The sequence below is a fragment of the Pelistega ratti genome, assembly GCF_009833965.1.
Lineage (GTDB): Bacteria > Pseudomonadota > Gammaproteobacteria > Burkholderiales > Burkholderiaceae_B > Taylorella > Taylorella ratti.
In genome coordinates this window covers 1,596,146-1,616,816 of record NZ_CP047165.1, presented here as the reverse complement: position 1 = coordinate 1,616,816, position 20,671 = coordinate 1,596,146, and the positions used below count along the sequence as shown (strand labels likewise).

The 20,671-nt window shown below is 38.5% G+C and carries 17 protein-coding genes; 14 read left to right on the top strand and 3 right to left on the bottom strand.

Going from position 1 to position 20,671, the window contains the following annotated elements; all coding sequences use genetic code 11:
• The first annotated feature begins 7 nt into the window (after nt 1-7).
• From rplK to rpoC, 6 genes are all read left to right on the top strand, one after another.
• Nucleotides 8-439, top strand: a complete 432-nt coding sequence (gene rplK, locus F9B76_RS07040) for a 50S ribosomal protein L11 (RefSeq protein WP_159991476.1) — start codon at nt 8-10, stop codon at nt 437-439.
• 2 nt (nt 440-441) lie between these two features.
• Entirely contained in the window at nt 442-1,137 is a 696-nt protein-coding gene (gene rplA / locus F9B76_RS07035) for a 50S ribosomal protein L1 (RefSeq protein WP_159991475.1), read from the top strand.
• A gap of 226 nt (nt 1,138-1,363) precedes the next feature.
• Nucleotides 1,364-1,888 carry a 50S ribosomal protein L10 gene (gene rplJ, locus F9B76_RS07030; RefSeq protein WP_159991474.1) on the top strand — a complete coding sequence of 175 codons (525 nt, stop codon included), beginning with the start codon at nt 1,364-1,366 and terminating at the stop codon, nt 1,886-1,888.
• Nucleotides 1,889-1,970: 82 nt separating this feature from the next.
• The gene (gene rplL / locus F9B76_RS07025; protein WP_159991473.1) at nt 1,971-2,351 is read left to right on the top strand and encodes a 50S ribosomal protein L7/L12; all 381 of its coding nucleotides are present in this window, start codon (nt 1,971-1,973) and stop codon (nt 2,349-2,351) included.
• A gap of 190 nt (nt 2,352-2,541) precedes the next feature.
• Nucleotides 2,542-6,657: a DNA-directed RNA polymerase subunit beta gene (gene rpoB / locus F9B76_RS07020; protein WP_159991472.1), complete on the top strand. Its 4,116-nt coding sequence runs from the start codon at nt 2,542-2,544 to the stop codon at nt 6,655-6,657.
• The gene (gene rpoC, locus F9B76_RS07015) at nt 6,657-10,916 is read left to right on the top strand and encodes a DNA-directed RNA polymerase subunit beta' (RefSeq protein WP_159991471.1); all 4,260 of its coding nucleotides are present in this window, start codon (nt 6,657-6,659) and stop codon (nt 10,914-10,916) included. Before rpoB ends, rpoC begins: the two co-directional genes overlap by 1 nt.
• Before the next feature lie 111 nt (nt 10,917-11,027).
• On the opposite strand, the gene F9B76_RS07010 is transcribed toward rpoC, so the two are convergent.
• Both F9B76_RS07010 and F9B76_RS07005 read right to left on the bottom strand, forming a co-directional pair.
• Nucleotides 11,028-11,513, bottom strand: coding sequence for a DUF302 domain-containing protein (locus tag F9B76_RS07010; RefSeq protein ID WP_159991470.1), 486 nt, complete (start codon nt 11,511-11,513; stop codon nt 11,028-11,030).
• Between the two features lie 58 nt (nt 11,514-11,571).
• A complete protein-coding gene (locus tag F9B76_RS07005; protein ID WP_201289293.1) occupies nt 11,572-11,952 on the bottom strand; it encodes a rhodanese-like domain-containing protein in 381 nt (126 codons plus the stop codon).
• Nucleotides 11,953-12,497: 545 nt separating this feature from the next.
• On the opposite strand from F9B76_RS07005, the gene F9B76_RS07000 reads away from it, so the two are divergent.
• From F9B76_RS07000 to F9B76_RS06965, 8 genes are all read left to right on the top strand, one after another.
• Entirely contained in the window at nt 12,498-13,391 is an 894-nt protein-coding gene (locus F9B76_RS07000; RefSeq protein WP_159991469.1) for a siderophore ABC transporter substrate-binding protein, read from the top strand.
• An 18-nt stretch (nt 13,392-13,409) separates the two neighbouring features.
• The gene (locus tag F9B76_RS06995; protein ID WP_235914903.1) at nt 13,410-14,354 is read left to right on the top strand and encodes an ABC transporter permease; all 945 of its coding nucleotides are present in this window, start codon (nt 13,410-13,412) and stop codon (nt 14,352-14,354) included.
• The gene (locus F9B76_RS06990; protein WP_159991467.1) at nt 14,341-15,285 is read left to right on the top strand and encodes an iron chelate uptake ABC transporter family permease subunit; all 945 of its coding nucleotides are present in this window, start codon (nt 14,341-14,343) and stop codon (nt 15,283-15,285) included. Before F9B76_RS06995 ends, F9B76_RS06990 begins: the two co-directional genes overlap by 14 nt.
• Entirely contained in the window at nt 15,282-16,043 is a 762-nt protein-coding gene (locus tag F9B76_RS06985; RefSeq protein WP_159991466.1) for an iron ABC transporter ATP-binding protein, read from the top strand. The genes F9B76_RS06990 and F9B76_RS06985 overlap by 4 nt, the downstream gene beginning before the upstream one ends.
• Nucleotides 16,044-16,215: 172 nt before the next feature.
• Nucleotides 16,216-17,448 carry a phosphoglycerate dehydrogenase gene (serA, locus tag F9B76_RS06980; RefSeq protein WP_159991465.1) on the top strand — a complete coding sequence of 411 codons (1,233 nt, stop codon included), beginning with the start codon at nt 16,216-16,218 and terminating at the stop codon, nt 17,446-17,448.
• A gap of 600 nt (nt 17,449-18,048) precedes the next feature.
• Complete coding sequence (gene rocF, locus F9B76_RS06975) at nt 18,049-18,963, top strand: arginase (protein WP_159991464.1); 915 nt, start codon at nt 18,049-18,051, stop codon at nt 18,961-18,963.
• Nucleotides 18,964-18,972: 9 nt separating this feature from the next.
• On the top strand, nt 18,973-19,410 hold the full coding sequence (locus F9B76_RS06970; RefSeq protein WP_159991463.1) for a PACE efflux transporter: 438 nt from the start codon (nt 18,973-18,975) through the stop codon (nt 19,408-19,410).
• 11 nt (nt 19,411-19,421) lie between these two features.
• Nucleotides 19,422-19,670: a DUF1289 domain-containing protein gene (locus F9B76_RS06965; RefSeq protein ID WP_159991462.1), complete on the top strand. Its 249-nt coding sequence runs from the start codon at nt 19,422-19,424 to the stop codon at nt 19,668-19,670.
• A gap of 233 nt (nt 19,671-19,903) precedes the next feature.
• On the opposite strand, the gene F9B76_RS06960 is transcribed toward F9B76_RS06965, so the two are convergent.
• On the bottom strand, nt 19,904-20,530 hold the full coding sequence (locus F9B76_RS06960; RefSeq protein WP_159991461.1) for an FmdE family protein: 627 nt from the start codon (nt 20,528-20,530) through the stop codon (nt 19,904-19,906).
• Nucleotides 20,531-20,671 lie beyond the last annotated feature (141 nt).

The following is a 20,671-nucleotide window of genomic DNA, read 5'->3' as shown; positions in this document are numbered from 1 at the left end:
TAATAATATGGCGAAGAAAATCGTCGGCTTTATCAAGTTGCAAGTGCCAGCAGGTAAAGCAAATCCATCACCACCAATTGGTCCTGCATTGGGTCAACGTGGTTTGAATATCATGGAATTCTGCAAAGCGTTCAATGCTAAAACTCAAGGCATGGAACCAGGTCTTCCTATCCCAGTGGTGATTACTGCTTATGCAGATAAATCATTCACTTTTATCATGAAAACCCCTCCAGCAACTATTCTTATTAAGAAAGCGGCTGGTATTCAATCAGGCTCTGCACGTCCTCACTTAGATAAAGTAGGTAAATTAACTCGTGCTCAAGCAGAAGAAATTGCAAAAACTAAAGCCCCTGATTTAACAGCGGCTGACCTAGATGCTGCAGTACGTACTATTGCTGGTAGTGCTCGTAGTATGGGTATCACTGTTGAGGGTGTATAATCATGGCGAAATTATCTAAACGTGCTGCAGCGATTGCGGCTAAAATTGATCGCAATAAATTATATTCAGTTTCAGAAGCACTTAGCTTAGTCAAAGAAACAGCAACGGCTAAATTTGATGAATCAATTGATGTAGCTGTTCAATTAGGTATCGACCCTAAAAAATCAGACCAATTAGTTCGTGGTTCAGTTGTACTACCTGCTGGTACTGGTAAAACAGTTCGTGTAGCAGTATTTGCTCAAGGTGAAAAAGCTGAACAAGCTAAAGCTGCAGGTGCTGATATTGTCGGTATGGAAGACTTAGCTGCTGAAATTAAAGCAGGTAATATTAATTTTGATATTGTTATCGCCTCACCTGACACAATGCGTGTGGTTGGTGCTTTAGGTACTGTATTAGGTCCTCGTGGTTTAATGCCTAACCCTAAAGTAGGTACTGTGACACCAGATGTAGCAACAGCTGTTAAAAATGCAAAAGCTGGTCAAGTACAATACCGTACAGATAAAGCAGGTATTATTCATGCGACTATTGGTCGTGCATCTTTTAATGTTGAGCAACTACAAGAGAATTTATTAGCTTTAGTTGATGCTCTAAATAAAGCACGTCCAGCTGCCGCAAAAGGCGTTTATTTACGTAAATTAGCTGTATCATCAACAATGGGTGGTGGTGCAAAAGTTGAAGTTGCTTCTTTAGCAGCTTAATCACAGAACTTTGGGCTGTACTCGGTAGTAAGCTGAGTACTGCTGTCAAAGACCGCAGGAGCAAAATAGTTTATACTATGAGAGCTTAAACCCAAATGCAAATTTGGATCCGGCGTAGATGGCGTCCCATGGAAGAATTCTTAATCGAGCTCTACCAGAGGTACGCCGCATATGGTAACACAATGGGAAATCCTTCCTACGTGTTTTTTGATGGAGTGTTCAAACCGTGAGTCTCAATCGTAATGAGAAAGCAGTTGTCATCGAAGAGGTTTCTGCTCAACTAGCAGAAGCACAATCGGTTGTCGTTGCTGAGTACCGTGGTATTGACGTCGCTTCTGTCACCGTATTGCGCAAAAAAGCACGCGAATCTGGTGTATATCTACGTGTTCTTAAAAACACATTAGTTAACCGCGCTATTCAAGGTACTGCATTTGACGGTATTTCTGATCAATTAACTGGTCCATTAATCTATGGTATCAGTAAAGATCCTGTAGCTGCGGCGAAAGTACTCTCTAATTTTGCTAAAGAGAATGATAAAATCGTTCTTAAAGCTGGTGCATTGCCCGGCTCAGTTCTTGATGTAAATGGTATTAAAGCATTAGCAACAATGCCTTCACGTGAAGAATTGTTATCGAAATTATTGGGCACAATGCAAGCACCTGTCGCTACATTTGTGCGTACGCTTAACGAAGTACCAACGAAATTCGTACGTGGCCTTGCTGCTGTACGTGATCAAAAAGAATCTGCGTAAGCGATTTGTTGGTTCTTTTTTAATGACTAAGCGATACAAAACCCTGGAATTTATTTAAAAATTTATATTTGGAGTTCTTAAAATGGCTACAAAAGCTGAAATCCTAGACGCAATTGCTAACATGACTGTGTTAGAATTGTCTGAATTAATCAAAGAAATGGAAGAAAAATTTGGTGTGTCTGCTGCCGCTGCTGCTGTTGCAGTTGCTGCTCCTGCTGCTGGTGGTGACGCTGGTGGTGCAGCTGCTGAACAAACAGAATTTACTGTTGTTCTAGCTGACGCAGGTTCTTCTAAAGTTAATGTGATCAAAGTTGTACGTGAGATCACTGGTTTAGGCTTAAAAGAAGCTAAAGACTTAGTTGATGGTGCTCCAAAACCATTAAAAGAAGGTCTAGCTAAAGCTGAAGCTGAAGAAGCTAAGAAAAAACTAGAAGAAGCTGGCGCTAAAGTTGAATTGAAATAATTTCTTCTTTAGAACCTCCCCGAAGAGAGCTTTTGCCCTCTTCGGGTTTTTGCGTCTTTCGAAAAAAACATTTTAATTGTCGTTCAAATCCCCTTAACAGGGTCAGAAAAAGTGATTTTTTCTGAAGTCGTAAATCCCTACAGAGTTATGCTTTGCATAGTCTCTACAACCCTCTCGAGTCGGAGTGCTCATGCCTTACTCGTACACAGAAATAAAACGTATTCGTAAAAGCTTTGCTAAACGCGAAGAAGTCCAGGATGTTCCATACCTGTTAGAAACGCAGTTACATTCATATCGTACTTTCTTGCAACAAGATACTCGTGCGCAAAAACGTAAGAATGAAGGTTTACAAGCTGCTTTTAATTCTATTTTCCCTATCGAAAGTGCTAATGGTTTAGCTCGCTTAGAGTTTGTTAGCTACACTTTGCGTGATCCCGTATTTGATGTGAAAGAATGTCAATTACGCGGTTTAACGTATCATTCTTCTCTTTACGCTAAAGTGCGTTTAGAGCTACTTGATCGTGAGGCTAGTAAGCCAACAGTCAAAGAAGTTAAGGAAGAAGAAGTGTATATGGGCGATATGCCTTTGATGACAGATACGGGTTCTTTCATTATCAATGGTACAGAACGCGTTATCGTATCTCAGTTACATCGTTCACCAGGTGTCTTCTTTGAACATGATCGTGGTAAAAATCATAGTTCAAGTAAATTATTATTCTCTGCTCGTGTTATTCCTTACCGTGGCTCATGGTTGGATTTTGAGTTTGATCCGAAAGATTTACTGTATTTCCGTATTGACCGTCGTCGTAAGATGCCTGTTACTACATTGCTTAAAGCGATTGGTCTTAATAATGATCAAATCTTAGCTACTTTCTTTGAGTTTGATCACTTTGATTTACGTGAAGATGGTGCTGTATTGAGCTTTATCCCTGCTCGTTGGAAGGGTGAAGTAGCACGTTTTGATATTACTGATAAAAAAGGTAATGTCATCGTTGAAAAGGATAAACGTATTACAGCGAAGCATATTCGTGATATTGCGAATGCTAAATTAGAAAAAATCTCTGTTCCTGATGATTATTTATTAGGTCGAGTGGTTGCAAAAACGATTACTGATCCCGATACAGGAGAAGTGCTTGCACAAGCAAACGCAGAGATTACTGAAGCGTTATTAGCAACATTGCGTGCTTCGGGTATTCAAACATTTGATACGATTTATACCAATGAATTAGAGCATGGTGCGTATATCTCTGCGACATTAAGCACAGATGATACACCAGATCAAATGGCAGCTCGTGTTGCTATTTATCGTATGATGCGTCCAGGTGAACCACCAACTGAAGAAGCGGTAGAGGCTTTATTCCAACGCTTATTCTACAGTGAAGAGACTTATGACCTTTCTGCGGTTGGTCGAATGAAAGTAAATAGCCGTCTTGGTTTGGGTGAAGGAGCAGAAGGTCCATTAACACTAACCAATGAAGATATTCTTGAAACGATTAAGGTTCTTGTAGAGTTACGTAATGGTCGAGGTGAGATTGATGATATTGACCATTTAGGTAATCGTCGTGTTCGTTGTGTTGGTGAGTTAGTTGAAAATCAATTCCGTGCTGGTTTAGTACGCGTTGAACGTGCGGTTAAAGATCGTTTAGGTCAGGCAGAATCTGATAATTTATTACCCAATGATTTGATTAATTCAAAACCTATTTCTGCTGCGATTAAAGAATTCTTTGGCTCTAACCAATTATCTCAATTTATGGATCAGACAAATCCATTGTCTGAAATTACCCATAAACGTCGTGTATCTGCCTTAGGTCAAGGTGGTTTGACACGTGAACGAGCTGGTTTTGAAGTGCGTGACGTACATCCTACACACTATGGTCGTGTGTGTCCGATTGAAACACCAGAGGGTCCAAACATTGGTTTGATTAACTCAATGGCGCTTTTCTCTCGCTTAAATGATTATGGTTTCTTAGAAACACCTTATCGTAAAGTGATTGATGGTAAAGCGACAGATATTATTGAGTATTTATCAGCTATTGAAGAAAGTAAGTTCGTTATTGCTCAGGCAAATGCACAGTTAGATGATGATGGTCGTTTAATCGATGATTTAATTGCTTGCCGTGAAGCAGGTGAGACTATGCTTATGTCACCTGATCGTGTGCAATATATGGATGTAGCGCCTTCACAAATTGTTTCTGTTGCTGCTTCATTAATTCCATTCTTAGAGCATGATGACGCGAACCGTGCATTGATGGGTGCAAACATGCAACGTCAAGCTGTTCCTTGCTTACGTCCTGAAAAACCACTTGTTGGTACAGGTATTGAGCGTACAGTAGCTGTTGACTCAGGTACAACAGTACAAGCTACTCGTGGTGGCGTAGTTGATTATGTCGATGCAGAACGAATCGTTATCCGTGTTAATGATGATGAAAACACTTCTGGCGGAGTGGGTGTAGATATTTATAACCTCACTAAATATACGCGTTCTAACCAAAATACGAATATTAACCAACGTCCAATCGTTAATATTGGTGATCATGTTGCTCGTGGTGATGTATTGGCTGATGGTGCTTCGACTGATCTCGGTGAGTTAGCCCTTGGTCAAAATATGTTGATTGCCTTTATGCCATGGAATGGTTATAACTTTGAGGACTCAATTCTTATCTCTGAAAAAGTAGTTGCTGATGATCGTTATACTTCTATCCATATTGAAGAATTAACGGTTGTTGCTCGTGAAACTAAACTAGGTAATGAAGAAATCACACGCGATATTTCAAACTTACCAGAGATTCAACTTAACCGTTTAGATGAATCTGGTATTGTTTATATTGGTGCAGAAGTTAAAGCAGATGACGTATTAGTCGGTAAAGTAACTCCAAAAGGTGAAACACAATTAACACCTGAAGAAAAACTACTACGTGCCATCTTTGGTGAAAAAGCTTCTGATGTGAAAGACACCTCTTTACGCGTACCATCAGGTATGGTAGGTACAGTAATTGATGTTCAAGTGCTGACAGGTAAAGGTGTAGAACGTGATAAACGTGCGCAATCTATTATTGATGAAGAACTACGCCGTTATCGTCAAGATCTTAACTCTCAATTAGCGATTGTAGAAGAAGATATGTTTGATCGTCTTCGTAAGGTCTTAGTTGGTAAAAAAGCAAATGGTGGTCCAAACCAATTGGCTAAAGGTACTGAAATTACAGATGCATACTTGGATAAAGTTAGCCAATGGCATTGGTTTGATATCCGTGTAGCCGATGAGGATGTGGCGGTTGTTCTTGAACAAGCTAAGGACTCTATTGAGCAAAAACGTCATGAGTTTGATCTCAATTTTGAAGAAAAACGTAAGAAATTAACACAAGGTGATGAGCTACCTCCAGGTGTTCGTAAGATGGTTAAAGTATTCTTAGCCGTTAAACGTCGTTTACAGCCAGGGGATAAGATGGCAGGTCGTCACGGTAATAAGGGTGTGGTTTCTCGTATTCTTCCTGTTGAAGATATGCCACATATGGCGGATGGTACACCAGCGGATATTGTATTGAATCCATTAGGCGTACCTTCACGGATGAATGTTGGTCAGGTACTTGAAGTTCACCTAGGTTGGGCAGCAAAAGGTGTTGGTCAGCGTATTGCCGATATGCTAGCAGATGAGCGTCATGTTCAAATTGCAGAAGTGCGTGAGTTCCTCAATAAAGTGTATAACACAACAGGTAAGCAAGAAGCCTTGGATCAATTATCGGATGAAGAGCTTTTAGCGATGGCGCATAATCTTAAAAAAGGTGTCCCTTTTGCAACACCTGTATTTGATGGTGCGACTGAGGAAGAAATTACACAAATGTTAGAAATTGCGTATCCAACAGAAATTAAGGAACGTTTAAATCTAACAGATTCTCGTACGCAAGCCTATCTCATTGATGGTCGTACAGGTGAGCCATTTGAGCGTCCCGTCACAATTGGTTATATGCATTACTTGAAACTTCATCACTTAGTGGATGATAAGATGCATGCTCGTTCAACAGGACCTTACTCTCTTGTTACACAACAACCACTAGGCGGTAAAGCACAGTTTGGTGGACAACGTTTTGGTGAGATGGAGGTATGGGCACTTGAGGCTTATGGTGCTTCTTACACCTTACAAGAGATGCTAACAGTGAAATCAGACGATATAACAGGACGTACTAAAGTGTACGAGAATATCGTTGAGGGCGACCATATGATTGATGCAGGTATGCCTGAGTCGTTTAATGTATTAGTCAAAGAGATTCGCTCATTGGCATTGGATATTGAATTGGAGGGTAAAAAATAATGAATGGATTGATTAACCTCTACAAACAAATTTCAACGGATGAACAGTTTGATGCCATCAAAATTGGTATCGCTTCTCCTGATAAAATTCGTTCATGGTCTTATGGTGAAGTGCGTAAGCCAGAAACGATTAATTACCGTACATTTAAACCAGAACGTGATGGTTTATTTTGTGCCAAAATTTTCGGTCCAATTAAAGACTATGAATGTCTGTGCGGTAAATACAAACGCTTAAAACATCGTGGTGTTATTTGTGAAAAATGTGGTGTTGAAGTCACTGTTACAAAAGTACGCCGTGAGCGTATGGGACATATCGAATTAGCAAGTCCTGTTGCACATATTTGGTTCTTAAAAAGCTTACCATCTCGCTTAGGTATGGTGCTAGATATGACATTGCGTGATATTGAACGCGTGTTATATTTTGAGGCATGGTGCGTGATTGACCCAGGTATGACACCGTTAAAACGTGGTCAAATCATGAGTGATGATGAGTATTATGCTAAGATTGAAGAATATGGTGATGATTTTGTTGCCTTAATGGGTGCAGAAGCCGTACGTGAATTATTGCGTACGATCAATATTGATAAAGAGGCTGAATTACTACGTTCTTCACTTGATACAACCAAATCAGATGCTAAAGTTAAGAAAATTTCTAAGCGTCTGAAAGTTATCGAAGGTTTCCAAAAATCAGGTTTAAAACCCGAATGGATGATTATGGAAGTGCTACCAGTGCTTCCGCCTGATTTACGCCCATTAGTACCACTTGATGGTGGTCGTTTTGCAACCTCTGACTTAAACGATTTATACCGTCGTGTCATTAACCGTAATAATCGTCTAAAACGTTTAATTGAGCTAAAAGCCCCTGAGATTATCCTTCGTAACGAAAAACGTATGTTACAAGAAGCGGTGGATTCATTATTAGATAATGGTCGCCGTGGTAAAGCCATGACGGGTCCAAATAAACGTCAATTGAAGTCATTGGCTGATATGATCAAAGGTAAAGGCGGTCGTTTCCGTCAAAACCTTTTAGGTAAACGTGTGGACTACTCTGGTCGTTCAGTGATTACTGTAGGTCCTCAACTTAAACTACATCAATGCGGTTTACCAAAATTGATGGCATTGGAGTTGTTTAAACCCTTTATTTTTAACCGCTTGAAAGCAATGGGCTTAGCTTCTACTTTCCGTGCGGCTAAGAAAATGGTTGAAACACAAGAAGCGGTGGTATGGGATATTCTTGAAGAAGTGATTCGTGAACATCCTGTGATGCTAAACCGTGCACCAACGCTACACCGTTTGGGTATTCAAGCCTTTGAACCACAACTTATCGAAGGTAAAGCGATTCAATTGCACCCTCTTGTGTGTGCAGCGTTCAATGCGGACTTTGACGGTGACCAAATGGCGGTACACGTACCATTATCACTTGAAGCACAAATGGAAGTTCGCACATTGATGTTAGCATCTAATAATGTGTTATTCCCCGCATCAGGTGAGCCATCTATCGTACCTTCTCAAGATACGGTATTGGGTCTTTACTATACAACGCGTGAGCGTATTAATGGTAAAGGTGAAGGTATGTTCTTTGCCGACCTTCAAGAGATGCTCCGTGCGTACAATAGTGGTGAAGTAGGTTTACAAAGCCGAATCACTGTACGTTTGAATGAATATACGAAAGATGAGAATGGTGAGTACCATGCGGTTCTTCGCCGTTTTGAAACAACGGTTGGCCGTGCATTATTATCTGAAATTCTGCCAAAAGGATTGCCATTCAGTGTTTTAAATAAAGCATTGAAGAAAAAAGAGATTTCACGCTTGATTAACCAATCTTTCCGCCGTTGTGGATTGCGTGATACCGTTATTTTTGCTGATAAACTCTTACAAGCGGGTTTCCGTTTAGCGACACGTGCAGGTATTTCAATTGCTATGGGTGATATGCTTATCCCTGCGGCTAAAGATGAAATCTTGGCACAAGCGAGTGCAGAAGTAAAAGAGATTGATAACCAGTATGCATCAGGTCTTGTAACCTCTCAAGAACGTTATAACAACGTGGTAGATATTTGGGGTAAAGCAGGTGATAAAGTTGGTAAAGTGATGATGGAACAATTATCGACTGAACCTGTTATTGACCGCTTTGGTGAAGAAGTCCGTCAAGAGTCTTTCAACTCAATCTATATGATGGCAGACTCAGGTGCTCGTGGTTCTGTTGCCCAAATTCGTCAGTTGGCAGGTATGCGTGGTCTGATGGCAAAACCAGACGGCTCTATTATTGAAACACCGATTACGGCTAACTTCCGTGAAGGTTTAAATGTATTACAGTACTTTATTTCAACACACGGTGCGCGTAAAGGTCTAGCAGATACTGCGTTAAAAACAGCGAACTCAGGTTACTTAACTCGTCGTCTTGTTGATGTAACACAAGATTTAGTGATTACTGAACAAGATTGTGGCACAACAAATGGTTATGTCATGAAAGCCTTAGTAGAAGGTGGTGAAGTTATTGAGCCATTACGCGAGCGTGTACTCGGTCGTGTAGCAGCCAGTGATATTGTCAATCCTGATACACAAGAAACTGTTATCTTTGCAGGTACTTTATTAGATGAAGATAAAGTTGAGTTAATTGATAAATTAGGTATTGATGAAGTTAAAATCCGTACTCCATTAACGTGCGAAACACGTCGTGGTCTATGTGCACATTGTTATGGTCGTGACCTTGGTCGTGGTTATCTTGTTAATACGGGTGAAGCCGTGGGTGTTATTGCTGCCCAATCTATTGGTGAACCTGGTACACAGCTAACCATGCGTACATTCCACATTGGTGGTGCGGCTTCTCGTGCTTCATTAGCATCTGCCGTTGAGACAAAATCAGCTGGTCATGTTGGTTTCACAGGTAGTATGCGTTATGTGACCAATGCTAAGGGTGAGCGTATTGCGATTTCTCGTTCAGGTGAGATTGTTGTTTATGATGATCAAAACCGTGAACGTGAACGTCATAAAATCCCTTATGGTGCCACAGTATTGGTTGGTGACGGTGAGCAAGTTAAAGCAGGTGCTCAACTAGCAACATGGGATCCATTAACACGTCCTATCGTTTCTGAGTATAAAGGTAAAGTTCGCTTTGAAAATATCGAAGAGGGTGTAACCGTTGCTAAACAAGTAGATGAAGTAACAGGTCTTTCTACCCTTGTGGTGATCACACCAAAAGCACGCTCTGGTAAATCAGCACTTCGCCCACAAATTAAGCTATTAAATGAGCAAGGCGAAGAAGTGAAAATTGTAGGTTCTGACCATTCTGTTAATATCACATTCCCTGTTGGGGCATTGATTACTGTTCGTGATGGTCAAGATGTGGATGTGGGTGAAGTATTAGCTCGTATCCCTCAAGAATCACAAAAAACACGTGATATTACGGGTGGTTTACCTCGTGTGGTTGAGCTATTTGAAGCACGTTCTCCAAAAGATGCAGGTATCTTGGCTGATGTAACGGGTACAGTATCCTTCGGTAAAGATACTAAGGGTAAACAACGTCTAGTGATTACCAAAGTAGATGGTACAACGCACGAGTTATTGATTCCTAAAGAGAAACAAGTCTTAGTGCATGATGGTCAAGTAGTGAACCAAGGTGAGCTAATTGTAGATGGTCCATCTGATCCACACGATATTCTTCGCTTAAAAGGTATTGAAGCCTTAGCGCAATATATCGTTAATGAGGTACAGGATGTTTATCGTTTACAAGGGGTGAAGATTAATGATAAGCATATTGAGGTTATCGTTCGTCAAATGCTCCGCCGTGTAAATATTGTTGATGCTGGTGATACATCATTTATCCCTGGAGAGCAAGTTGAACGCTCTGCTATGCTAAATGAAAACGATCGTGTTCGTGCAGAAGACAAACGTGAAGCGACATATGAAAACGTGTTATTGGGTATTACGAAAGCATCACTTTCAACAGACTCATTTATTTCAGCAGCATCTTTCCAAGAGACAACACGTGTCTTAACAGAAGCTGCTATTATGGGTAAACGTGATGATTTACGTGGTCTTAAAGAAAACGTGATTGTTGGTCGATTGATTCCTGCTGGTACAGGTCTCTCTTATCATAATGCTCGTCGAGCAAAAGAGGCGGCTGAACAGCAAGATCGTCTTGCACAACGCGCACAAGATAATCCATTTGAAACACAGCAAGCTGAACCTGTTTCATTGGAAAGTGCGATGGCAAGCTTCTTTACAACACCTGTGACAACAGATGAGTCATCAGAAGCGTAAAGCATAGTTATTTAACTATCAAAAATAAATCCCTTAATAAGTTTTTATTAAGGGATTTTTTTATTAAATCACTATAAATGAATACAGAAAAGTTTGGTCTAGATGAAAACCTTATTCAGTAACAATTTTTTTGATTAGTTTTTCAGCATTGGCTAGATTATTTTCAACTTCATTATATTGAATAGTGCTACTTGCAATTAATGCTTGCGTGCTAGTGTGTGCGACTTTAACCTTGCCATCGACTTCTGTCACAAGCACTTTTAGGGGTAATTGAAGGGCAAAAATAGGATCTTTTACCATAAAGGGAATAAAGGGAGTACCTGCTTTTGGTGTTCCAAAAATAATGACCTTAGCTGGTTGCATGGTAAGCCCATCTTTAGCAGCAGCGGCTTGGTGATCAATAACAGCAAAAACAGTCATCCCTTTACTTTCAACGGCATGGGTAAGTTTATTAACGGTTTCATCAAAAGAGTATTTACTGTCTAGGGTGACGGTTTGATTCATAGGATGTTCGTGTGCTTGTTGGTGAAGAGATGGGTTTGCATAAACAAAGGGAGTACTAGCTAATAATAGCGTAGCAACGAGTAGATTTTTCATAAAAATTCCTTTAAGTGGGCAAAAACCATGTCTTGCCCAATTTTTATTTGAAAAGAGTTTATTGACCCAATTCTTTACGTAAGTCTTCGTAACCACCACGATTGGTTAAATTAGTAAAACCTTCTTCTTTTAATGATTCTAAGGCGATACCTGCACGGCGACCACTTTTACAATAGAGATGAATATTGGCATTTTTGTCTGTTGTTACTTCACCAATACGCTCTTTAATTTGTTCATAAGGAATATTAACAGCCCCTTGAATATGACCAGCAGCAAATTCTTCAGGTGTACGTACATCAATAAAAATAATTTCTTGTTTTGCTTCGGCACTAACAGTTGTTGCATTATCTGTTGTCGGTGCAGAGCCTAAGGCATGAGCAGTAAGGCCTGTTGTTGCTGCTAGTATAGCAGTTAATAAAATAGTGGTTTTTTTCATCATATACTCCTAATTAATAAAAACAGATTAAAAATACGGAAAAACAGATAATAATATTTTTACCGTTATTTCAGTAAAAGAAAGCATACTAAAATAGTATTGCCTATTTTATTTGAAGTATTATCTTTTTTCGTATTTTGCATAACTTGAAAAATTATCAAGCGTTTCCAATAGGAAAAGTATTCATCCATAGTATGTCTTAGTTATCTAAAACAATGTTTGAATAGAATGAATACCTTTACATCTTACACGATACCTATAGGAAAGGAAATAAATAATACTTCTCATTAACAAAAAAATCTTACAGAAATATTTCAGTTAATCGCACCGTATTATTTTTTATCTATATTATAATAATAAGCATTCTCATTCTGAAAAAGATAAAAGAATGTTTGAAAAGACAACATAATCACCATAAGTAGTCCCATTTTAGGGGATATGCAATGCTCTATTTCTGTTGGGGTTATAAATTACATCATTTATAGCCAAATCATGCTTAATAGCAAATATATGTTAAGAGATATCAGTTGATTAAAAGGGATTTTAGTATGAAAAAATGGTTCAATATATTATTAGTAATGGTTAGCATGGCTATAGCAGGTCAAAGTTTAGCAATGACCATTCAAACGGCAAAGGGTGAAGTCAATATTAATCAACCGTTGAGTAATAATGTTGCAGTTTTTGAGTTATCTGCCTTAGATACATTAAGTGCTTTAGGGGTATATCCTAAAGGAACACCTGAAGTAGTTGAATTAGATTATTTAAAACCTGTGTTTGAAGCAGGTACAACGGTAGGTACATTATTTGAGCCTGATCTTGAAAAATTAAACGCCTTACAACCCGAGGGTATTATTATTGGTGGACGTATGTCGCCTAAATATGCTGAAATCAGTAAGGTTGCCCCTGTTTTTGATATGACTAATACGGGTACAGATATTGCTCGTGCACAAACCTTATTAAAGGAATATGGCAAATTATTCGGAAAAGAAGAGCAAGCTGCTGAATTAAGTAAAAAACTAGATCTAGCACTACAACAAACACAAGATATTATCAAAAATCAAGGTAAAGCCCTTATGATTATGGTGAATGGTAATAAAGTGGCTTCTTTTGGGGTGAAATCACGTTTTGGTTATTTATTTAATGATTTTGGTTGGGAACCTGCTGATAATAATCAAAGTGATGCTCGCCATGGCAGTCCAGTGTCATTTGAATTTATTCGTGATATGGATCCTGATTGGATTATTGTGATGGATCGTAATGCTGCTATTGGTGCTAAGGGAGAAAGTGCTAAAGCAGTCTTAGATAATGCACTGCTTAAAGATATTAAAGCCTTCAAAAATAACCATATTATTTATTTAGATAGTTCGTCTTATCTTGCTTCTGGTGGATATCAACAAATGATGCGTGAACTAAAACTACTTCGTGATGCGGTTAGTCAATAAGTTATGCTAGGACGGATAATGATGGTAGGCATTTTATGCCTACTTTTTATTGTAAGCCTCTTTATAGGGGTAAGTCATGTTTCATTAACAAGTCTTTTTTCTGATGCAAATGCACTCACTGTTTTTTTAGATAGTCGAATACCAAGAACACTAGCAGTTATCCTAACAGGGATGTCAGTGGCAAATGCAGGTTTAATTATGCAAATACTGATGAGAAACCGCTTTGTTGATCCCTCTATGACAGGGACAACTGAATCGGCTGCATTGGGATTACTACTGGTTACTATATTCATACCAAGTGCGAGTCTTGGTATTAAGATGCTGGTGGCTGCTATTGTTGCTATTATCGGTTTAAGCGGTTTTATGATGATTGTTCGGCGACTACCGCCTACTGCTTTATTACTTATCCCTTTAACCGGTATTCTTTATGGGGGTGTTATTAGTGCGATTAGTCTTTTTATCGCCTATGAAACGGATATGCTACAGAGTATGGTGGCATGGATTATAGGGGACTTTTCAAGTGTATTAACAGGGCGTTATGAGTTGCTATGGGGAACAGGTATTCTTTGTGTGGTTTCTTTCTTTTATTCTAATCAATTTACCATTGCTGGTTTGGGTAAAGAAATGAGTTTAAATTTAGGGTTAAATCATCAACAAATTACGCGAATGGGCTTGGTCATTGTTGCCCTTATTTCTGCCATTGTCGTGGTAACAGTAGGCGGTATTCCTTTTATTGGTTTGGTTGTCCCAAATATTGTGAGCCGTCTGATGGGGGATAATGTGAAAGAAACACTCCCGTGGATTATGCTATCAGGAGCCGTCTTAGTGTTATTTTGCGATATTCTTAGCCGTGTAATCAACTACCCTTATGAAATTCCTGTGGGTACGATTATCGGCATCTTAGGAACAATCGTTTTTCTTTATCTTCTTTATGGTCGAGCACCACGCTATGCTAAAAAATAAACTTTTTCTATTAAGTGGTGTATTACTAGGTGCAATTGTATTATTTATGACCCTTGGTGCAAATGGGCAATGGGCATTTGTTTTACCTTTTCGGGGTGGCAAATTATTTGCTTTATTAATAGTTGCTTATGCGGTTTCTGTTTCTACGCTACTTTTTCAGACAATTACAGCCAATCGGATTTTAACACCTTATATTATGGGGTTTGATACCTTATATTTATTGATTCAAACACTACTTATTTTTATCTTAGGAGCAATAGCCTATTCAACATTGAATATAGGGTTTAAATTCAGTATTGAAGTAGTGCTTATGTTGGGTGCATCTATGGTGTTATTTACGTCCCTTTTTTCTAAAGCCCATGAAGATTTGTACCGTATGATTTTAACGGGTGTGATTCTTGGTATTTTATTCCGTAGTATTAATACCTTTTTGCAGCGAATGATTGATCCAGAAGAATATTCAGTGGTGCAAAGTGTGAGTTTTGCACAATTTAATCTGATTAAAACGGATTTATTACCTTATAGTGCAGTGATTATTATGGTAGTGAGTCTTTTGATTTGGCACAGTCGGCATGAATTAGATGTGATTGCATTAGGACGTGATCAAGCGATTAATTTAGGAATTAACTTTAAGAAAAGGATTCTCTTTTTTCTCTTTTTAATAGCGGTATTAGTGGCTGTTTCAACGGCATTAGTAGGGCCTATTACTTTTTTAGGTTTACTAGTCTCTGGATTAACATACGAATATTTTAAAACAGATCGACATAGTATTTTAATTCCTGCTGCTTTTTTAATTGGAGCGATTACGCTGGTCTTAGGACAAGTTATTTTTGAACATTTTTTAGGAATGAAAGGCGTGCTGAGTGTTGTGATTGAATTTATCGGTGGTGTAGCCTTTATTCTTCTCCTTCTTAGACGAAAATCTTTATGATTACAATAGAGCATCTTCATTACCAATTGGCAGGTGGAACACCTATTCTCAAGGATATTACAACCCATATCCCCAAAGGGGGAATTACGGCTTTAGTTGGTCCTAATGGAGCAGGAAAATCTACTTTATTTGCACATATAGCTCGGTTGCAAACTATTCAACAAGGAAAAATTCTGATTGATCAACTTGATGTGAGTAAAACACCTATTGATGAAATGGCAAAGAAAATAGCCATTCTTCGTCAAGACAATACGGTGAATAGTCGTATCACTGTGGGGCGTATGTTGATGTTTGGGCGTTATCCTTATCATAAAGGTCGTCCCCGTACAGAAGATGTTGAGATTGTTAATGCTACATTAGAACAATTTCAACTAATCGATTTACGAGAACGATTTATGACAGAGTTATCAGGTGGTCAGCGTCAAAGAGTAATGGTTGCTATGGTATTTTGTCAATCAACGGATTATTTATTATTAGATGAACCCTTAAATAATTTAGATATGTATCATTCTCGCCAGCTAATGCAACAGCTTCGTCATATTGCGGATACATATCAGCGAACAATTGTTGTGGTGCTTCATGATATTAATTATGCTTCAGCTTATGCGGATTATATTATTGGTATGAAAAGTGGTGAAGTGATCTTAGAGGGTAAACCAACGGCGGTACTGACAGAGCATAATTTAGAGCGTTTATTTGGGGTCAATGTACCTATTGTGATGATAAATGGGTATCCAATGGTGATGCATTATTTGTAGTAAGAATAGGGAAATAAAAATAGTTTAACTATAAATTTAATTTAAAAAGAGATTTAGTCTATCTTTAATGTAAATTGACAAATACCTAAAAGGTCAGTAAAGTTTATAGTTGCCACGATAGAAGTGAATGGCATTTTTCGGTTATTTTTTGCATTATTTTGATAGGTTAAACATGGAACAATTATCTCTTGAAAAAAGTAAAATCAAAATTTTATTACTAGAAGGTGTACACCCCAATGCGCTTGATGTGCTGAGTTCCCATGGTTATACCAATATTGAATTTCATAAAAAAGCACTGGAAGGACAAGCCTTGATTGATGCCATTAGTGATGCACACTTTATTGGTATTCGTTCTCGTACACGCTTAACAGATGAAGTATTATCTCATGCCAAAAAATTGATTGGTATTGCTTGTTTTTGTATCGGTACAAATCAAGTTGATTTAGAAAGTGCGGCAAAGCGTGGTATTCCTGTATTTAATGCGCCTTTCTCAAATACTCGTTCCGTTGCTGAGCTAGTGCTTGGTGAAATGATTCTACTGATGCGTAGAATTCCTGAAGCAAATGCACAAGTACACCGTGGGGAATGGATTAAATCAGCGGAAGGTAGTCATGAAGTGCGTGGTAAAAAACTAGGAATTGTGGGCTATGGTCATATCGGTACACAAGTTAGCGTACTGGCAGAAGCCTTGGGTATGGAAGTGCTGTTCTATGATATTGAAGCTAAATTGCCATTAGGTAATGCTCGTGCGGTTTCTAATCTGAGTGATTTACTGGCGGAAAGCGATATTGTGACACTACACGTTCCAGAGAATGAAAGTACAAAGAATCTCATGAGTGCAGAGCGTATTGCGCAAATGAAACAGAATGCTATTTTGATTAATGCTTCACGAGGAACAGTGGTTGATATTGATGCTTTAGCCTTGGCATTAGAGGAAAAACGTATTAGTGGTGCGGCAATTGATGTGTTCCCTGTAGAGCCTAAATCTAATCAAGAAGAGTTTAAATCACCATTGCGTAAATTTGATAATGTTATCCTTACACCTCATATTGGTGGCTCTACAATTGAAGCGCAGGCGAATATTGGTATAGAAGTAGCGGATAAGATTGTGCGTTATTCTGATCATGGTTCAACGCTTTCTGCGGTTAATTTCCCAGAAGTTTCTTTATCTGAAAACAAAAATGCTAGCCGTTATATGCATATCCATGTCAATAAACCCGGGGTATTAAGTAACCTTAATAAAGTCTTTACGGGTGATGGAGTGAATATTGTGGGTCAATATTTGCAAACGAATGCACAGATTGGCTATGTCGTTATTGATGTCGATAAGAATAGTAAAACAGAGGACTTCTTAGAGCAGCTTAAAGCGATTGATGGTACGATTAAGGCGCGTGTATTGTACTAAGAGAGTATAAATAGTGGCATATCATGGAGTAGGGTAGGTTTTGTTATTTTCCTTTCTTGATGATATAAAATGATAAAAAAGCAGGCAATTGTTGCTTGCTTTTTTATTTTTGACACCTGAGAATATAAAGTTAAATTTTTTGTTTATATATATCATATATCGGAAAAATCACTGCAAATAGTGTTGAGTCGCTCGGGCAGTTCTTTCGCGTTGCTCCAGAAAACTCGCTTTGTCAATCACGATTTCTTCGTTCTTTTTCCTTTAATAGATACTCTATGATGTTGATATTTTAAAAACTAAATTTTCTGTTTATATACATCATATATCGGAAAAATCACTGCAAATAGTGTTGAGTCGCTTGAGCAGTTCTTTCGTGTTGCTCCAGAAAACTCGCTTGGTTAATCACTATTTCTCCGTTCTTTTTCCTTTAAATAGATACAATAAATAGAATTTCTTTTTATACAAAATAATTTATTCGCTTTTACCCTTGTTGATTTTACCTAAAAATAAGAAAGATAAAAGAAGTCATTTGCATATCTGATAGCAATGCGATATGATGCGAAAGGCTATTTTAAGATAATGATGATAGGAGCATAGACAATGAAAAGAAAAGTCAGTTTAATTGGTGTCCCTACGGATGTGGGAGCAGGGCATCGTGGTGCTAGTATGGGGCCTGAGGCATTGCGTGTAGCAGGTATTACGCAAATGCTAGAGAGTATGGGGGTTGAAGTTTATGATAGAGGTAATTTGCATGGACCAGCTAATCCGTTTACTAAACCGGTTGAGGGTTATCGCCATTTGAATGAAGTGATTGAATGGAATCAACTTGCTCATGATGCGATTTATACCGAATTAAAGCAAGGGCATATACCTATTATGCTTGGGGGGGATCATTGTTTAGGTGCAGGTTCTATCAGTGCGGTTGCTCGTTATTGCCGTGAACAAAATAAAGAACTTCGTATTATCTGGTTAGATGCACATACAGACTTTAATACCGCAGAGATTACCCCATCAGGTAATATGCATGGTATGCCAGTGGCATGTTTATTTGGACATGGGCCCAAAGCCCTCGTAGAAATGTCTGGTCATGTGCCGACACTTAAAGCGGAGATGATTCGTCAAGTGGGTATCCGTAGTGTAGATGAGGGTGAAAAACACTTTATCCATCAAGCAGGTATTCAAGTCTATGATATGCGTTATATTGATGAAGTGGGTATGCGACATACGATGGAAAAAGCCCTAGAGGGTTTACATAAAGATGTACATTTACACATTAGCTTTGATGTGGATTTTTTAGATCCAGAGATTGCACCCGGAGTAGGGACAACTGTTCGTGGAGGTCCTAATTATCGAGAAGCACAGCTTTGTATGGAAATGATTGCAGATACGGGTCTGATGGCATCACTGGATATTGTGGAGCTAAACCCAGCATTAGATGTACGCAATTTGACGGCGACTATTGCAGTTGAGATGGTACAAAGTTTATTTGGTAAGAACACCTTAGTGCGTGTATGAGTACGCTGTATGAGTAGTGTTAATGCTGTCTATCGTAAGAGTGTTGCTGAACGCTTTCTCTATGCTTTTTTATTTGAAGTGCTAGGGATAACGATTTCTGCCCCCTTAGGTGCTTGGGTATTTAATCATAGCTTGTTTTCTATGGGGGTTGTTACGGTTGTTATTGCGTTGATGGCATTATTATTAAATATGTTTTATAACACCGTATTTGATTTTTATCTATTGCGTAAGGGTTATACTAAAACAAAAAAAATCCGAGTATGTCATGCAATTGGTTTTGAGATTACCTTATTTTTAATGACAATTCCGTTTATTGCTTGGTATCTTGGTGTGAGTATCTGGGAGGCGATTGTTTTAGATATTGTCTTTATTTTGTTTTATCTTCCCTATACCTATTTATTTAACCTTTGCTATGATATTGTTCGTAGCAAAATTGTTAAAGTATAAAGAGAAATTGTATGGAACAGCTTGAGTTTTTTGAAATTCCAAGCCCCTGTATCAGTGTATGCCAATCTAATGAGAAAGGGTATTGTATGGGCTGTTTCCGTACACGAGATGAGCGGTTTCATTGGCAACAATTAAGTGATTCCCAGAAAAGAGATGTGCTTAAAGCCTGTCGTATCCGCCGAGTGCGTGCGGTGAAAGAAAAATTAGCGAAAATACAAAAAGCACCTGAAGTGGTGAATGAGAATTTGACGTTGTTTTAGTCTATATTTTGTATTTTTAATTAAGATTTTAGTTCAAATATAAAGTATAAAAGAAAAGCCAGTAATGAAAGGATAGAGATATTAAAAGCTAAATAGATTAAGAAATAAAGTGCAATATCTTACATTATAAGTACTGCTAATAAGATTTTGTTTTAATTCTCTAAGTTATATAGTGAGAAAACCCTATCAAGTATCACTACTTAATAGGGCGTTATAAAATCAATACAATACTTTTAATTCAATTCTTCCACAAAAACCAATTCTGGATTATTCACTTCTTTTACCAAAATTGCCTCTACACGCTCTTGCCAGCATTCCCCAAAACGTTTAAGTTCGGCTTCAGTCGCTGTACCGCTGACCGCTTTTGGCATTAGCTCACGCATATCGTTAGGGAATGGAACAATATGGGGTTGGTAGTGAACAGCAACGGTTTTTCCAGTATCTTGACGGCGTAGGGTTAAGGCAGCAGGTAGTTCTGCAGAAAAAGTTAATAAGTTACGGCGACCAAAGAGGGATTGCATACCAATACCGCCAAAACCTAATTCAGTGGCTGCACCGGTAAGTAATGTTGCAACAGAAGCAACAACACCTGCTGTACCACTATCTCTTTCTCCAGCAATAACCACATCAATTTTACCTCGTTCGGGTATGTCATTGTCATAAAGAGCAGCTAATCCTTTGATCGTCATCAAATAAGCACCAGCGACTGTTGGGCAAGAATGTCCACATAAACGAACCGCATCGGCATAACTATATGCTAATAAGCCATTTGGTGTTGCACCTAAAAATTGGGCTAACCCATCATACATGACTAATTTGGGTGCTTGTTGAAAAAAAGTAGGAAATTGATTGCTTTGCATAATATCTCCTTTGGATTGTATTTGGGTAAAACTATTTCATAGTATCAAGTACATAATGACTTGTCATGTATAACCTATCTATGAGTAGTTGTTTTATCGTATAAACGGTATTTTTAATAAAACTTTAAAAAAACTTGTCAA

What these genes read in the sequence shown, in the direction of transcription:
- rpoB (WP_159991472.1), top strand. Translation starts at nt 2,542, where the DNA reads ATGCCTTACTCGTACACAGAAATAAAACGTATTCGTAAAAGCTTTGCT.
- F9B76_RS06960 (WP_159991461.1), bottom strand. Translation starts at nt 20,530, where the DNA reads ATGCAAAGCAATCAATTTCCTACTTTTTTTCAACAAGCACCCAAATTA.
- F9B76_RS06995 (WP_235914903.1), top strand. Translation starts at nt 13,410, where the DNA reads ATGATGGTAGGCATTTTATGCCTACTTTTTATTGTAAGCCTCTTTATA.
- F9B76_RS06970 (WP_159991463.1), top strand. Translation starts at nt 18,973, where the DNA reads ATGAGTAGTGTTAATGCTGTCTATCGTAAGAGTGTTGCTGAACGCTTT.
- F9B76_RS07005 (WP_201289293.1), bottom strand. Translation starts at nt 11,952, where the DNA reads ATGATGAAAAAAACCACTATTTTATTAACTGCTATACTAGCAGCAACA.
- F9B76_RS07010 (WP_159991470.1), bottom strand. Translation starts at nt 11,513, where the DNA reads ATGAAAAATCTACTCGTTGCTACGCTATTATTAGCTAGTACTCCCTTT.
- rpoC (WP_159991471.1), top strand. Translation starts at nt 6,657, where the DNA reads ATGAATGGATTGATTAACCTCTACAAACAAATTTCAACGGATGAACAG.
- F9B76_RS07000 (WP_159991469.1), top strand. Translation starts at nt 12,498, where the DNA reads ATGAAAAAATGGTTCAATATATTATTAGTAATGGTTAGCATGGCTATA.
- serA (WP_159991465.1), top strand. Translation starts at nt 16,216, where the DNA reads ATGGAACAATTATCTCTTGAAAAAAGTAAAATCAAAATTTTATTACTA.
- F9B76_RS06985 (WP_159991466.1), top strand. Translation starts at nt 15,282, where the DNA reads ATGATTACAATAGAGCATCTTCATTACCAATTGGCAGGTGGAACACCT.
- rplA (WP_159991475.1), top strand. Translation starts at nt 442, where the DNA reads ATGGCGAAATTATCTAAACGTGCTGCAGCGATTGCGGCTAAAATTGAT.
- F9B76_RS06990 (WP_159991467.1), top strand. Translation starts at nt 14,341, where the DNA reads ATGCTAAAAAATAAACTTTTTCTATTAAGTGGTGTATTACTAGGTGCA.
- F9B76_RS06965 (WP_159991462.1), top strand. Translation starts at nt 19,422, where the DNA reads ATGGAACAGCTTGAGTTTTTTGAAATTCCAAGCCCCTGTATCAGTGTA.
- rocF (WP_159991464.1), top strand. Translation starts at nt 18,049, where the DNA reads ATGAAAAGAAAAGTCAGTTTAATTGGTGTCCCTACGGATGTGGGAGCA.
- rplL (WP_159991473.1), top strand. Translation starts at nt 1,971, where the DNA reads ATGGCTACAAAAGCTGAAATCCTAGACGCAATTGCTAACATGACTGTG.
- rplK (WP_159991476.1), top strand. Translation starts at nt 8, where the DNA reads ATGGCGAAGAAAATCGTCGGCTTTATCAAGTTGCAAGTGCCAGCAGGT.